Source organism: Halorussus salinisoli, assembly GCA_005239435.1.
Taxonomy (GTDB): Archaea; Halobacteriota; Halobacteria; order Halobacteriales; family Haladaptataceae; genus Halorussus; species Halorussus salinisoli.
This window is the reverse complement of sequence record SZNP01000004.1, coordinates 41,274-55,661: the sequence shown is the minus strand read 5'-3', so window position 1 is coordinate 55,661 and position 14,388 is coordinate 41,274. Positions and strand designations below refer to the sequence as shown.

General features: G+C 57.7%; 10 protein-coding genes and 2 pseudogenes. 7 read left to right on the top strand and 5 right to left on the bottom strand.

The window, feature by feature from the left end:
• Positions 1-137: 137 nt before the first annotated feature.
• Positions 138-491 carry a hypothetical protein gene (locus E2484_RS11640; protein ID WP_137285407.1) on the bottom strand — a complete coding sequence of 118 codons (354 nt, stop codon included), beginning with the start codon at positions 489-491 and terminating at the stop codon, positions 138-140.
• Positions 492-952: 461 nt separating this feature from the next.
• Between E2484_RS11640 and E2484_RS11635 the strand changes: the two genes are divergently transcribed.
• Both E2484_RS11635 and E2484_RS11630 read left to right on the top strand, forming a co-directional pair.
• Positions 953-2,089 (top strand): ABC transporter ATP-binding protein, encoded by a 1,137-nt coding sequence (locus tag E2484_RS11635; protein ID WP_137285406.1) that lies wholly within the window; start codon positions 953-955, stop codon positions 2,087-2,089.
• Positions 2,090-2,092: 3 nt separating this feature from the next.
• Positions 2,093-3,298 carry an ABC transporter ATP-binding protein gene (locus E2484_RS11630; protein WP_137285405.1) on the top strand — a complete coding sequence of 402 codons (1,206 nt, stop codon included), beginning with the start codon at positions 2,093-2,095 and terminating at the stop codon, positions 3,296-3,298.
• A 32-nt stretch (positions 3,299-3,330) separates the two neighbouring features.
• Here E2484_RS11630 and E2484_RS11625 read toward each other — a convergent pair whose 3' ends face one another.
• Together E2484_RS11625 and E2484_RS11620 are read right to left on the bottom strand one after the other, a co-directional pair.
• Complete coding sequence (locus E2484_RS11625; protein ID WP_137285404.1) at positions 3,331-4,203, bottom strand: ABC transporter permease; 873 nt, start codon at positions 4,201-4,203, stop codon at positions 3,331-3,333.
• Positions 4,204-4,212: 9 nt separating this feature from the next.
• Positions 4,213-5,565, bottom strand: a complete 1,353-nt coding sequence (locus E2484_RS11620) for an extracellular solute-binding protein (RefSeq protein ID WP_321112501.1) — start codon at positions 5,563-5,565, stop codon at positions 4,213-4,215.
• A gap of 1,034 nt (positions 5,566-6,599) precedes the next feature.
• Between E2484_RS11620 and E2484_RS11615 the strand changes: the two genes are divergently transcribed.
• From E2484_RS11615 to E2484_RS11605, 3 genes are all read left to right on the top strand, one after another.
• Positions 6,600-8,345, top strand: coding sequence for a TCP-1/cpn60 chaperonin family protein (locus E2484_RS11615; RefSeq protein ID WP_137285403.1), 1,746 nt, complete (start codon positions 6,600-6,602; stop codon positions 8,343-8,345).
• Between the two features lie 119 nt (positions 8,346-8,464).
• Positions 8,465-9,298, top strand: coding sequence for a polysaccharide deacetylase family protein (locus E2484_RS11610; protein WP_137285402.1), 834 nt, complete (start codon positions 8,465-8,467; stop codon positions 9,296-9,298).
• A 55-nt stretch (positions 9,299-9,353) separates the two neighbouring features.
• Positions 9,354-10,220 (top strand): ABC transporter permease, encoded by an 867-nt coding sequence (locus E2484_RS11605; protein ID WP_137285401.1) that lies wholly within the window; start codon positions 9,354-9,356, stop codon positions 10,218-10,220.
• Positions 10,221-10,768: 548 nt separating this feature from the next.
• Here E2484_RS11605 and E2484_RS11600 read toward each other — a convergent pair.
• Both E2484_RS11600 and tnpA read right to left on the bottom strand, forming a co-directional pair.
• Positions 10,769-12,043: pseudogene (locus E2484_RS11600) on the bottom strand (RNA-guided endonuclease InsQ/TnpB family protein).
• On the bottom strand, positions 12,040-12,420 hold the full coding sequence (gene tnpA / locus E2484_RS11595) for an IS200/IS605 family transposase (RefSeq protein ID WP_137285400.1): 381 nt from the start codon (positions 12,418-12,420) through the stop codon (positions 12,040-12,042). Before tnpA ends, E2484_RS11600 begins: the two are co-directional and overlap by 4 nt.
• 239 nt (positions 12,421-12,659) lie before the next feature.
• Here tnpA and E2484_RS26005 point away from each other — a divergent pair.
• Positions 12,660-13,004: pseudogene (locus E2484_RS26005) on the top strand (ATP-binding protein); the annotation flags it as partial.
• A complete protein-coding gene (locus tag E2484_RS11585; protein ID WP_137285399.1) occupies positions 12,923-14,158 on the top strand; it encodes a GAF domain-containing sensor histidine kinase in 1,236 nt (411 codons plus the stop codon). The pseudogene E2484_RS26005 and the gene E2484_RS11585, both read left to right, overlap by 82 nt.
• Positions 14,159-14,388: the final 230 nt, after the last annotated feature.

Below are 14,388 nucleotides of genomic sequence, written 5' to 3'. Positions count from 1 at the left end.
TGGCGCCTCTCTCCCCCTGTACGAGTACGTTCCTTCTCGTGCAGGAACCTCTGCGCCGATTATGCTGTCCACTACGCGACATCACCGTGTCACTCTCCGAATCGTAAGGACACCCATAGCCTGCCGAGTTTAGTTGCTTAGTAGTTCTCCTGCACTTTATCCATCTGGCACTGAACACAGAGATCATCGGCGAAACACGACGGGCTGTCATACGGGCACTTCCGTTCCTCGATATCGGCGGAGAGGCGGCGTTTCGCGTGCTTCCATTCCCGCTCCCAGTCGCGGATATCCATCTCGGCCGACGTGAAGACGATCTCGTCATCCCGGTCCTCGATCTTCACCACGGTGGCATCCGACTGTCGGTGCTTTACCAGTTCAATTGCGTTCTTGTACGATGAACACCCGATGCGTTCATTATCTCCATAATCGTCTAAGATGTGGACCGTAATGGTCCCGTCATACTCTTCCGTTGGCTCCAACCCATCGGACATGCCAGCACCTATGGAGAAGTCCCCTAAAAGACTGACCGTGGAGCGGTGAACGCGACAGGACGAGCAAGTGTTCTCCGCTGACTTGTTTCACTCCCTGGTCTCTGCGCCGTCGATGAGATCATCGAGTTGTGTCTGGACGGAGTGGCCAGTCAATTCATCGAAGTCTATCCCGTCAGCAATGGCGGTCTGTTTCTTTACGCGATAGTTACCGCCACCGGTCTCGTAGAGGCCATCTGGCAGAAAAAAGTACCAGTTCTTGTGGTCGAACCGGACCCCAATCTTCGGCTCGGCACCAAAGCCGGTCGCGAAGCCTTAGAGCGAATGGGGTGAAATCGGTCACGATAAGGCCGTGTTTGCTTGTTCGCTGTTCGACCGGATTGGGATTTGTCCGATGGCATGGGGAAACTGGGCCGAATCTTTTTCTAATCCTAACCAATTATTATGGGCATTGAGGAGATCCGATGACCCAATGGGCGATTTCTGTCGACTCACTCTCCAAGTCATTCGGCCGTGAACACGTCTTGCAGGACATCAATCTGACCGTCGAGAAAGGGGAGTTCTGTGTCATCATCGGCCCCAGTGGTTGCGGAAAAAGCACCCTCCTCAAATGTATCGCCGGGTTGCTTGACTTCGAGATCGGTGAAGTCATGCTAGACGGAACCAATGTTAGAGACATATCGGTGAAAGACGCAAACATCGGGTTCGTCTTTCAGGAGTTCGAGGACACGCTGTTCCCGCACAAGACAGTCAGAGAGAACGTCGCATTTGGACTCCAACAACAGCCATCGGTGACGACCACCGAAGTCGAAGAGCGCGTCAACGAGATACTCGGACTGCTGGCAATCTCAGAGACCACGGACAACCTGCCGACCGAGCTCAGCGGTGGCCAACAGCAACGCGTCGAACTGGCACGGCAGCTCGTCAGGGAGTGTGAAATCGTCCTTCTAGACGACCCGCTTGCCGACCTCGACTACAAGCTCCAGAAGCAGATGGAACTGGACCTGCGCCGGATACACAGCGAGTCCGACAGTACGTTCGTCTACGTCACGCACAATCAGGAGCAGGCGTTGAAGCTCGGCGACAGACTTGTCGTCATGAATCGAGGCCAGATCGAACAGACCGGAACGCCGTTTGAAGTGTACGAACAGCCGAAAACGGCCTTCGTCGGTCGGTTCGTCGGTGATTCGAACGTCCTCCGGGGAGAGGTACTCGGAACGGATGGAGACGTGGTCACGGTCGAAACCGAAATCGGGACCATCACCGCAACCGCACAGACCAACTCGGATCATTTGAGCGAATCGGTCGTCCTGATACGGCCGGAAAACATCGACCTCGGTTCAGAAGCGGAAGAGCTGGACACGACCATCGAAGCCACGCTTGAGGGTCGCACCTATACGGGAGAGATAACCGAATTCACGGTCAGAGTGCCCGCGACGGATGGTTCGACTATCGCGTTCGAGGTCATGCAATCTGGCGAATCGATGATCGGGGAGGTTGGATCAGAGATTCGCATCGGCTGGGATATCAGTGACGCTATCTACTTCAATCGCCTGAGCGTGACCGAAGCGGTGACCATCGAAGACATCGAGGAGATTTGACTAATGGCCGATCACACGACCAAGGAGGAGACCAGCCAACCGAAGCCCAGCGAACGCCAAGCAGTGGAGCAGCCACGGGATATCCTTCAAGTTCGTGGACTCCGGAAGGTGTATCCCGATGGGACCCTCGCGGTCGACGACATCGACTTCGATGTCAAGGACGGTGATTTCTGTGTCCTCATCGGGCCAAGCGGTTGTGGTAAATCGACGACGCTGCATTCGATCATCGGGAAGGTTACTCCCACGAAGGGAGAGATACTCCTCGACGACGTCGACATCACGGGGACGCCGACGTACGAACGTGATATCGGGCTCGTCTTCCAGGATTTCCAGCTGTTCCCTCATCTGACGGTGGAGAACAACGTCCGGTACGGGCTCGACCGTGTCGGTGTCGAAGCCTCTACGAAAACCGAGCGTGTCGAGGAGATGCTACAGTTGATGCAGCTACAAGATGTCCGGGACCGGTCGCCTGAGGAACTATCTGCTGGACAGAAGCAACGGGTCGCGCTTGCTCGAAGTCTTGTCCTCAAGCCGAAGCTCCTGTTACTCGACGAGCCACTCGGAGATCTGGACTACAAGATGCAGAAACGGATGGAACGCGAGCTGTTACGCATCCACCGGGAACTCGAGACCACCTTCGTGTACGTGACCCACGACCAGAATCAGGCCATGCGATTGGGCGACCAAATCGTCGTCATGAACGAGGGACAGATCGAGCAATCCGGGACCGTCTCGGAGGTGTACAACCAGCCAGCCACGGCGTTCGTGGCTTCCTTCGTCGGTGACTCGAACATCTTCACCGGCCAGATCGTGGACGCTCAAGACACGGCAGCAACCGTCACTGTATCGACCGCCGTCGGCGAGTTCGCTGTCAGTACGGCGAACACGGGGGTCGAAGGTGATTCCCTTGTCGGAGAACAGGTATCGTTCGTCGTCAGACCGCAGCATCTTCGGCTCGACGCGGACTCACCGAATTCGCTCCTGTGTCGAGTTCTGGATGTCATCTCGCGGCCCGGACGTGGGACGCAACTACTTCTCGAGGCGGCCAGTGGTGAGGAGACGATGGAGATCCAGCTCAAATCGGAGTCACGCCTTGACATCGAGACGGAGACTGTCACGGTCGGATGGGACGTCGAAGATACGATTCTTCTCGAACGGACGAGTGTCGTGTCGGGCGTCGACCTCGAAACGGACGTTCTTGGCGAATGAGGTCGAAGGAGATGTGGTGAGGGCTATGAGGCTCAGCTCTGACCGATTTCGGTGATGTCGACAAGTCGGGTCAGACCGTAGACGACGGCAAAGATGACAAGGAGGAGTGTGATCGATAGCGCCGACGCAGCTGGATAGTTGAGACCGGAGTTCACTGACAGGTAGATGAGAGTCGTAATCGTGCTTTCGCCTCCGCTGAGGAACTGGGGGATGGTGAAGTTCCCGATGGAGAGCACGAAGACGAAGATCGAACCGATGATGACGCCCGGAAGACTCAGCGGCCAGGTGACGTGACGGAACGTCGCGATGGACCCCCCTCGAAGGGTCTCGGAGGCGTCGAGCAGGTCCGGGTCGATCTGTGCGAGTGAGATGTAGATCGGTGCGGCCATGAAGACGACGTAATTCTGGAGGTAGCCCACAATCTGCGAGAACGGGGAGAACAACAACCAGCTAATGGGTTCACTGATGAGGCCGATATCGAGGAGGATCCGGTTGATGACGCCAGTTCGACCGAGTATCGGTATCCAGCCGAGCGTCCGAATCACTCCAGACGTCCAGAACGGGACAACCAGGAACAACAGGAGGATGATGCCACCGTTCTGGCTCATGTAGAACCGGAGGAAGTACGCAAGCGGGTAGCCGAACAGGAGCGTGAGAAGGGTCACCGCGGTGCCGATGAGGAGAGTCCGGATGAAGACGTTGTACACCGTCTGGTCGAAGACGCTGATCCGCCAGGCTTCGAGCGTGAACTCGTGGATGACGTTGAAGCTCGAGTACGTCAAGAAGCTGTAGTAGACGATCACTGCCAGCGGGAGCAACAAGAAGACGGCGAACCAGAGAACCGTCGGCCCAACGAGTAGCTGGGTCTCGAAATCCCGGAGGCGGCGCCGAAAGCGAGACGACATAGCGGGCGATCAGGCGCTAGTGAAGTCTCGCCATCGCTGGGTCATGTAATCGGCGTTGCTGGGCCAGATCTGGAAGAACCCGATGCGGTCGATCCGTTCCTCGATCGGACCGGAGTCACGCTGCTGGCCGTCGGAACTCGGTTCTCCCTCCTCCATCGACCACTCGTAGCTCTGCGGGTCGAAGAGGTACGGATCCTCGACGGGTTCGTAGGTCCGTTCGCCCCGGTACGCCCAGTCGTAGTATTCCGGACCCATCCCCTGACCAGATTCGTCCGATCCGGTTCGGACGAGGTCGGTGTTCGGATACTGAGGCACGGAATAGCCCCATCCTTGGACGTATCCTGGGTACCACGCGCCGTAGTGGACGTCGTTGATGAGGGTGTTCACCTCGTCGACGTTGTTGCGTTGGCTGGCCCCAGGTTTCGTCGGTATGATACCGGCGTACCAGAACCGGTACCCTTGGATGCCTTCGCTCATCGTCGCGTACGTGCACGGCGTCCCGGACCGGCGCACGTCGAGGGCGGCCGGCTGCCAGATATCGCCAATGATCGCCTCTTCACTCGCCATCAGGTTCACGGAGTTACCGTACGCCGTCCACGTCGACCGGAACTGGCCCTCCTGCTTCTGTTTGACCAGGAAGTCAATGGCGGCGTCGAGCTGGTCCTCCGACGGGTCGTTCAGTTCGCCGACCTCTCCCTCGACCATGTCGTTGTCCAGCATGTGCATCAACGCCTCCGGAATCGCTATTGCAGCGATTGCGTCGAAGAGTACCTGACCCTGATACTCGTTGTCGAAGAGAGCAGACCATCTGGAGACACTCCCGGGATCGATGAACTTCGGATTGTACCCGATGGCGTCGAAGTTGTAGACGGTCGGCGGGAACCGGAGTTCGTTCTGGGCGTCCAGATCCATCCAGAGTTGCTCGTTGAGCGTCTCTGCCTGGGCACCGATCTGGTCACCGAGCCGTTCCTCTGGCTGTGTGAACAGGTCGGAGATTGTATCCGGATCCCACTTATCTAGCTGGTCGGTCGGCGTGGGTGCAGTGACGTCATTGTCCATCGTCAATGCGCCGGCACTGGACGTATCAACTGACACGGCGTCGAACGTCTCGTTCCCGCCGCCGATGATGCGCTGTTGGGTCGTTGGGAGATCACCAATCGTCCGTTCTAGATCAATATCGGTCATCTCCTCGAACTTCGCTTCTTGGCCCTCCCGTGCTGCGTACTCCGGGCCTGTCCATTGAACGGGGCGCTGTCCGTCTTGAAGACCATCTTGACCAATGTTTGTTGCGTCACCGGTGGTCTCTGCGCCAGCCCCGTCCTGTGCTGCGACCCCGAGGGATGCAGCACCGGCGTACTTCATGAAGTTTCTCCGGTTCAGTCCATTCCCCATGCTACCCCCGTTCGCCATCAATGACAATTATAGTTCGTGAGAGGTACTTCCCCGGCCAGATTTCAACTATTTGTCCAGATAGGCAATATTGAGGTGTGGTACCGTATGCCAAATCACAGGTGGCCGCAAAATTTTACAGCAACCAGACTTGACGGCGGCCGAAACGATAAGCCGACCTCCGCCGTGTAACCGATATGCCACAGCAAGTCTCCGTCCTTACGGAGATTGAGGAGAAAGCCCCGTGCTTTATCGCGGGGATGAATCAGGCAACCCCTCAACAACCGACATTAAGAAGTAGCCCGGCATCGTCCCGTAGTTCAAGCCAATCGCGTAAAGTCTCAATCGGAAGACCCGGGGTCGCTTCCCGTCGATACGGACGGTTCCACGCCTACCACGACGGTTCACAACGACGTGGGGAGTACGTGGTTGAGATTTGTTCGCCGTCCTCACAGAACCCGTACCTCCGCTGGAAACGGGCGGTAACGCCCGTGTACGAGAGCGGGTGACGGCTCAAATCAAAACACGCCCCGTTCGCGGTTGCACTTCGTCACGATCGTCGTGGTGAAGTATGGTCGATGGCACAGCCCGTGTCACTCCTGTCGAAACGGCGGGAGTGAATCCCTGCGTTCGCACAGTCTGTTTGGGGCTGGGCGTGGGGAGCGCCACAAGCAGGGCGACCCCATTGGGTCGGCGTCACCACGCGCTCACCGCCCTGACGTGGAGCGCATGAACCCGGTACTCCCTTCGTGGGAGGAAGTTGCCCCCCGGGGGCGTCAGGAATGGCCCGATGCCCCACGTGGGAATCCTCGCCCTTTAGGGCGGGGAGGATGTCAACACGGGGGGAACGATAGTCAGTACGGAAGGTAGCGAGGGTGCTGAACCGGACAAGCCAGGAGAGGAGTTACGTTAGCACTTGCAACGACCGACGACATGGCCGAACTTCGAGGGCTCTTCGGTGGGTGAGGGAGCATACCTTTTTGGAAATTGCATCAGTAGTGTTAGACATGGGGGCGGGGGAAATCGAAAACGAGTCAGATGCATCAGCTCCGGTGTTCCCGGACGCGAATATCGTCGCCGTGGAAGCGATAGCAGATGTCTTGCGGAAGGGATTGGGGCCGACGCCCCAAGACACGCTGGTCGTCACCCAGCTGGAGACCGAAAGCGGTGACGAGATGCGTGGCGTTCCGGGGACGGACGAGTTCGTCGTCACGAGTGACGGTGCGACTATCCTCGACGAGCTACCACTAGAACATCCTGTGGCGCCTGTCGTCCGGCGGATGGTCGGCCCAGAGCGACCAGGGGATACGGACATCGAAGGAGAAGACATCCCGGATGGTGTGACATCGACAGTCGTCCTCTCCGCGGAGTTGCTACACGAAGCGACATCATTGCTTGAGGACGGCCTTCATCCAGCGACTATCATCCAAGGTTACGAACACGCTCTCGAGAGTGCTCTGGAAACGCTCGAAGAATGGTCCCGCTCTCTTGACGAGTTTTCCGATTCGTCGGCGATGGCAGTCGGTGTCGCACGAACTGCGATGACAGGCAACGACGTCGGAGGAGCGAAGGACTCGTGGGCGCAGCTTGCGGTCGAGGCCGCTGACCAGATAGGGGTCCCGGATGAGGAGTCGTTCGTCGTCCGCCAGTTCTCGAAGGGCCGGATTGCAGATTCCCGATTGATACGGGGTGCTGTTCTCGACCGTCATCAGCGCGCGCACACGGAGATGCCCGGCCGGAAGGACGACGCGTCGGTGTTGCTACTGGATGGACAGGACGGCCATGGACTTCAACTGGACACGCCGGACGAAGACGTCAGCATCCAGATGGAGACGGCGGCTGAGTCCAATGATTACGTGGCATGGGAACAGGAGAGACGTCAGGAGGCCGTCTCACATATTCAATCGCTCGGGGTCGATGTCGTGGTAGTGCAATCGGGAATCGATACCGAGTATCAGCATCTTCTCGCAACGCACGACATCCTGGGAATCCGTGGGGTGACGAGTCTCGATTTCCGACAGGTCGCGCTCGCGACGGGGGCGACACCGGTTCTGAAGCCAACGGATGCGACAGCCGATCACCTTGGGCATGCGGAGACGGTGGTAGAAGAGCAGGTTGAGCCGCGTCGGCATCGCCGGAAAACACGGCGGATCATCGTCTTCGAAGGGTGTCCTGAACCGGATTCAGTCGTGATGATGCTTCGCGGGGTGACTGGACAAATCGAGGATCAGGCGACGCGGCAACTCCGGAAGGCAACAGCAGCTGTGGCCATAGCACGCGGATACAACAAGTACGATCCAGGGGTTGTACCAGGTGGAGGTGCAATCGAACTGGAAATCGCACGGCAGGTCGAACAGGATGCACGTGATCTCCCAGATCGGTCTCAGCTAGCGGTCGAACGATTCGCGAACGCCGTCAAGTCGGTCATCGCGACCTTGATACAGAACGCTGGGCGTGATCCGATTGCAGGCCTGTCAGACCTACGTGGCGTCCACGCGAATGGCCATGCACGAGCGGGAATCGTGTTTCCCGACGGTGAGGTTCAGGATACGATCGATGCGGGCGTCCTGGATCCGGTAGCAACGAAGCAACGGCAGTTCATCTGTGCAACGGAGGTCGCCGGACTGTTGTTGAAGGTGGATGATGCGATCGATGCGACGTTCACTGACGAACCGGCGGGGCCAGAGGAGGCGATCTATGACGAGCCTGCTCGCCAGCAGCAGCGCCATCTAGAGCGTGAGGATGGGAGCTGAGGGAGTTCGGTAATCTGTTTTGTGCGGTAGTATTTTATCGGGAATTCGTGCTACACCATGATGGCTCTTCATGTATATATTATAATACTTTTATCTGTAGTGCGAGGGTATTCGGTGCTATGCCAGATGCTACCGTTTGTCTGACGTACGATTTCGACGCAGTGTCGACGTGGTTGTGGTCGTACGACTCCTGGGACATGCCGACGCGACACTCCCGAGGTGTCTTCGGTGCCGAGAAGGCAGCACCCAGACTCCTCGATCTCCACGACAAGTACGACATCCCATCGACGTGGTTCATTCCCGGGCACACCATCGACAGCTTCGAAGAGGCGTGTGGAGACGTCTGGGATCGCGGCCACGATATCCAACATCACGGGTGGAGTCATACCGGACCAGCGACCTACGAGACGAAGGAAGACGAACAAGCGGACATCGAACGAGGCATCGAGAGCATCCAGGACCTCACAGGACGAGAGCCGACAGGCTATCGCTCGCCGGCGTGGGACTTCTCCCAACATACACTCGATATCCTTCTCGACCTCGGATTCGACTGGGACTCGAGCAAGATGGCGTCGGATTTCGAGCCACATTACGTGTACGGGAACTGGAGTGCGCCTGAGGATGGACCGTACGATAGGGGTGAACCGACGGACATGGTCGAACTGCCGGTGTCGTGGCAACGCGACGACTGGCCGCCGCTCACCTTCACGTGGTCACGGCCGCACCGCATGGGGTACGTGAGCGAAGACTCGATCTTCCAACGGTGGTACGACCAGTTTGACTGGATGTACGACCACAAGGATGGTGGTGTATTCATCCTCACGATGCACCCGCAGGTGATCGGCCAGGCACACCGCCTGCTGCGGCTCGAGAAGCTGATACAGCACATGCAGACGAAGGACGACGTCGAGTTCAAGACGATGGACGAGGTTGCGCAAGCATTCGACGGGTGACGGCGAGTTCGGAGACTGGTCGAGTACGAGCAGGGTAGCGACACTGGAGGATTCCATGGCGACAGATCAGGACACGTCACGGTCGCGAACGCAATCACCGTCAGCGGTCAATCGGATAACCGAGACGCTCACGGACGTCGGCCAGCGGGTCGGCATAAAGCGGATTCTCGCAGTGTACGTCGTCTTGATCTCGATCTACATCTATCTGCCAATGCTCTCGTTGATCGCGTTCTCGTTCAACGAAGGCGGCCTTACCTTCCCGTTCGTGGATTTCAGCCTCCAGTGGTACGGCGAGCTACTGGCAAGCGAGAACATCATCGAGGCCGTGCAGCGTTCGCTGGAACTGGCATTCGTGACGATGATCGTGACGACGGTGCTCGCGACGATGACGGTGCTTGCATATCGACACGAGTTTACCGGCCGTCGAGCCGTCCTCTACCTGCTCTTGCTCGGTATCATCACGCCCGGGATTACATACGGCATCGGGTCGACGCTGTTGCTGAACGAGTTGTTCGGCCTCAGCAAGGGGCTTTGGTTAGCGCTCACCGTCCACGTCGTGTGGACGCTCCCATTCGCAATGATCGTGCTGTTGGCTGGAATCCCACCGAACCTGCCGGAGAACGAGCAAGCAGCACGCGTGCTTGGCGCGGATGAGCTGACGGTCTTCCGGGAAATTATCCTGCCACAGATCGCGCCCACGGTGCTTGGCGCGGCAGTGTTCGCGTTCACATTGTCGTATAACGAAGCAACGCGCAGCCTGTTGCTGGTCGGACGGCAAAATACGATGCCGATCCAAGTGTTCTCGATTGCTTCTTCCAGACGTGCAACTCCCGAACTGTTCGCATTAGGGAGTCTCACAACCATCGTCTCCACGCTCTTACTCATCATTGCGGGTATGTTAGTGCTCTCCCGAGAGCGGTAGACAAGAGTGAATTCCCTGTCACGCTGGATATGCCGACGCGCGTCGTTGCCACGGGGAAGATCTAGAAGGTGGCTCGCCGCGAAGATGAGGAGATACCGTCGGAGTGGGCCGTCGATCATCTGTCGCCGGGAAATGACAGTACTATTTAAAGGAATACTCGGTCTGATCAGGATGGTTGGGAGACTTCTTGGAGCGTCCAAATCGAGACGTGCGAGGAATGAATCGGATTTATTATTCACAACAATGTTTTCCGTAAGCCGCACCCAGCATCAGAATAAGAGAGTGAGACCAAACATCAACCTGAACCACTCAATCTCACCTGAAGAGAGTCGCAGGAAACAGGCGGACCTTCATTGTCAGTATCCCGACCACGTCTGTTACACATCTTGAGGTGAAGAATGCTGCTTCCCCGCTCGGCTCTAGGCCATAAGTAGAAACAAACCACCCCAATGGCTTCTAAATCTATTCACCCTCTCTAATGTCGATTGAAAAGCCTTTGACATCCTCCCCGCGCTAAAGCGCGAGGATTCCTCACGTTGGGGGTTCGGCTACCGACCCACGGAGGCAACTTGCGGGTTTGTGCGCACTTCTTTGGGACTTTCGTGAGGGTGTGGTTTCCCCGACCAGTTGTGGTCGTCCCACTCGAATCGCACGGGCCGTGCCATCGGCCTGACTTCTCAATCGCTGTTTTCTCGAAGGAACGTCTCTGACGCCGTGAGGTCGGCGTGCCCCTCGAAACCACACGGACACGTCAGCGTATCCCCGTAGCGAACCGTCTCCTCGTGGTCGCCACACTCGGGACACATCTGACTCGTCCACGCTTCCGACTCGGCTTCGAGAGAGATGCCGTACTCCTCACAGACGCACGCGAGACGGTGAATGAACTTCTTGAACGCCCAGAAGTTGTGCGTCTTCTCGTTCACCCTGACCGACCAGTGTGTTTCCAGCACGTCGGTCAAATCGCCCACATACACCGTCGCCACGCCCTCGTCGTACAGTCGTTCAACGAGGTCGCGTACCAGCGCGTTCTGTGCGTGGTCACGGCGACGAGTTCGCTGTCGGTACAGCCGTCGAATCCGCTTGGAACTGTAGCGTCCTTCTCGGAGTTTCGATTGAAGGCGGGCGATTTCGTCTGTCGTCTCGCGGAACCGTCCGAACAACTCCCGACCATCGTAGAGGTACTGGTTTCCAGTAGTCGTGGAACAGGCGACGAGGTTGTTTGCGCCAACGTCGAGGGCGGCTTCGTGAGAAGCCAGTGGTGAATCCAGTCGAGAATCAGGGACGGTGACTGGTTGAAAAGCCCTGAACGTGTCGCTCACCTCGTCGTATTCGAGTTCCAGACGACCCTGTTTGCCGTCCCACTTCGGGTTGCCTCGGACTTCGAGGCGGAGTCGTTCGTGGTAGCCGAATCCGTATTCGTCTTTCAGTTCTTGCCCAACGGGGATTTCGAGACGCGACCGCTTGCCCCACTGAATCGTGTACTGATTGCACCGAATGTAGGTTCGGAGTTCGCGTCCGTCCTCCTCGTTGCCCCAGTACGACGGTGGGTTGGCGTCCTCGCCGTTCTCCTTGAGGGCGAAGAACGACCGCCACGCTTCGCTGTTCTTGCGCGTGACCTGTTGGACAGTCGCGCTTCCGACGACACCGTTGTACTGTCCACGGTACTCGGAAGTGTCCCACACGTCGCCGTCACCGAAGTAGTTGTGACGACGTTCGTAGGTCAGTTCGTTCCACAGCGAGGCGGAGGCGTCAAGTAGCCGTAGGAGGCACTCTTTGTCGTTCTCGGTCTGTGGGATCACCTCGAAGGGGTTGACGCGCTTCATTCGTCGCCACCTTCCTGTTCAGCAATGTAGCGTTCGACAGCGTCCTTCGAGGTGCTTCCCGCTGTTCCGACGTAGTACGAACGAGTCCACTTCACGCGGTCGTCATACCGCTGGTTATACTTTCGCGCCGAGATGCCCTTGACCCAGTTGACGATGAGTGACGGAGCGTTCTTCGGTGGACTCCCGATGAACAGGTGTACGTGGTCGGGCATGACCTCGGACTCGGCCAGTTCGAGGTCTTTGTCGTCACAGATTTCCTCGAAGATGGCTTCGAGACGTTCCTTCGTCTTCCCCGTCAGGCGCGAACGCCGATACTTCGGCACGAACACTATGTGGTAGTAGAGTTCGTATTTCGCGTGACGAGTACTCTTTACCATCTATGCATACTATCACGGTCGGATGCCTTATAGATTGCGTTGGAACCCCGTCTGTGCCATCGTCGGCGGTTGAATACTGTTGGTCGGCTTCATCCCCGCCCTGAAGGGCGAGGCTTTCGCCTCGAATTTTTCGTAAATTGAGCAGACGGCCAGTGTCTTGCTACTGATACTTGTCGGGGTGCTCCCCATCGTGGTCGTCCGGTGACTAGAAACGCAGAAATTCCTATGTCGCCGACGACAGGAGTGGGATTCCGGCGGGCGAGCGGGATAGGGTCTTCAAGGCCAGATATACGACTGTCACCGATACCGGCGGCACGGAGGTCGGACTAGCGTTCGTCGACGCACTCGCGGACGTGTACGGGTGGACATGCCAGGTGACAGAGAGCGACACTGGTGGGCACAGGTTGAGTTTAAGAATGTTGACGACGATTCGTAGCGTACCTGACTCGTTCGCCAACTTTGCAAAAACCCTTTCTCAGGGTGCCGCCTACGGAGAATCAGTATGCACGTTCCTATGCTTCACAATCAAATCGCTGGTATCCTCCATGATCTATTCCCACGTGAGAACCACATCGACCCGGTAGTCCGCGCCGACGAGAGGGCCCCGAACTCCACCCAGCAACAGCGCGTGTTGGCGGAGATCGCCCAGTTGGCGCTGGACGACCACCCACTCGACGACTTGTTTGACAAGACGGTCGAACGCGTGGCAAACACGCTCAATCACGACTACTGCAAGATCTTGGAACTCCGGCCAGACCATGACGAACTGCTGCTCCGGAACGGCGTGGGGTGGCGTGACGGCATCGTCGGGACGGCGACGGTCGAGACGGAACGGAACTCGCAGGCAGGGTACACTCTCCTCGAAGAGGAACCCGTGGTCGTTACCGACCTCCCGTCCGAAGACCGGTTCACTGGGCCAGCGTTGCTCACTTCGCACGGCGTCAAAAGCGGTATCAGCACCATCATCGGGACGCCCGACGATCCGTGGGGGATTCTTGGCGTCCACACGACGACCGTCGAAGAATATACCGACGACGACGTCGAGTTCATCCGGAGCGTCGCCAACATCCTGTTCACCGAGATCCGGCGACGGCAGCGCGAAGACGAACTGGCGGCGCAGAACGAACGCTTGGACGCGTTCGCGAGTATGCTTGCCCACGAACTCCGCAACCCCGTCACGATCGGCCAGATCTACAGCGAGCAACTCCCGGAGGATTCGGAGACGGACGCCGTCACGCACGTTCAGGAGGCATTCGACCGCATCGAGGATATGGTCGACGTTCTATTGGTATTAGCCCGTGGTCGGGACGCTATCGGTGAGAACGACGCCGTTGTCCTCGCGGATGTCGCCCACGAGGTGTGGATGCAGGTGAACGCCCCCGACGCGCGGCTGGTAGTGAATACCGACCGTGTCCTACAGGCCGAGGAAACATATATTCGGCATCTCCTCGAGAATCTGTTCGAGAATGCAGTCGAGCACGGCGGGAGTGACGTGACCATCACGATCGGAGACCTCCCTGAAGGATTCTACGTCGCGGACGATGGAACCGGGATTCCGGCAGACGACCGAGAAGACGTGTTCGACATCGGATTCACGACGGCTGCTGAAGCGGGTGGCACCGGACTGGGGTTGGCGTTCGTACAGGAATTAGCGGACGTGTACGACTGGTCGTGTTCGTTGTCCGAGGGTTCGACTGGTGGGGCCAGATTCGAGTTCGAGAGCGTCGATTTCGTGTAATAAACAGCTTGATTCGCACGTACAACGGATTGAACATCCTTCGAGTGGAGAAAGAGAATATACTAGCAGACTTCTGTCTTTCTGCTATTTGGGATAGGACTGAGAAAGGATTCGGTGAGGTCAACAAATCTCGTACCGGCTGATCTCAGTTGCTCCGCACATCGGGCATGTGTTAGCTGAATTTACAGGCGCTAATCCCCCTTCCTCAAGGAGCGAGCGCAAGCGAGCGA

What these genes read in the sequence shown, in the direction of transcription:
- E2484_RS11610 (WP_137285402.1), top strand. Translation starts at nt 8,465, where the DNA reads ATGCCAGATGCTACCGTTTGTCTGACGTACGATTTCGACGCAGTGTCG.
- E2484_RS11615 (WP_137285403.1), top strand. Translation starts at nt 6,600, where the DNA reads ATGGGGGCGGGGGAAATCGAAAACGAGTCAGATGCATCAGCTCCGGTG.
- E2484_RS11605 (WP_137285401.1), top strand. Translation starts at nt 9,354, where the DNA reads ATGGCGACAGATCAGGACACGTCACGGTCGCGAACGCAATCACCGTCA.
- tnpA (WP_137285400.1), bottom strand. Translation starts at nt 12,420, where the DNA reads ATGGTAAAGAGTACTCGTCACGCGAAATACGAACTCTACTACCACATA.
- E2484_RS11585 (WP_137285399.1), top strand. Translation starts at nt 12,923, where the DNA reads ATGCACGTTCCTATGCTTCACAATCAAATCGCTGGTATCCTCCATGAT.
- E2484_RS11630 (WP_137285405.1), top strand. Translation starts at nt 2,093, where the DNA reads ATGGCCGATCACACGACCAAGGAGGAGACCAGCCAACCGAAGCCCAGC.
- E2484_RS11640 (WP_137285407.1), bottom strand. Translation starts at nt 491, where the DNA reads ATGTCCGATGGGTTGGAGCCAACGGAAGAGTATGACGGGACCATTACG.
- E2484_RS11625 (WP_137285404.1), bottom strand. Translation starts at nt 4,203, where the DNA reads ATGTCGTCTCGCTTTCGGCGCCGCCTCCGGGATTTCGAGACCCAGCTA.
- E2484_RS11620 (WP_321112501.1), bottom strand. Translation starts at nt 5,565, where the DNA reads ATGAAGTACGCCGGTGCTGCATCCCTCGGGGTCGCAGCACAGGACGGG.
- E2484_RS11635 (WP_137285406.1), top strand. Translation starts at nt 953, where the DNA reads ATGACCCAATGGGCGATTTCTGTCGACTCACTCTCCAAGTCATTCGGC.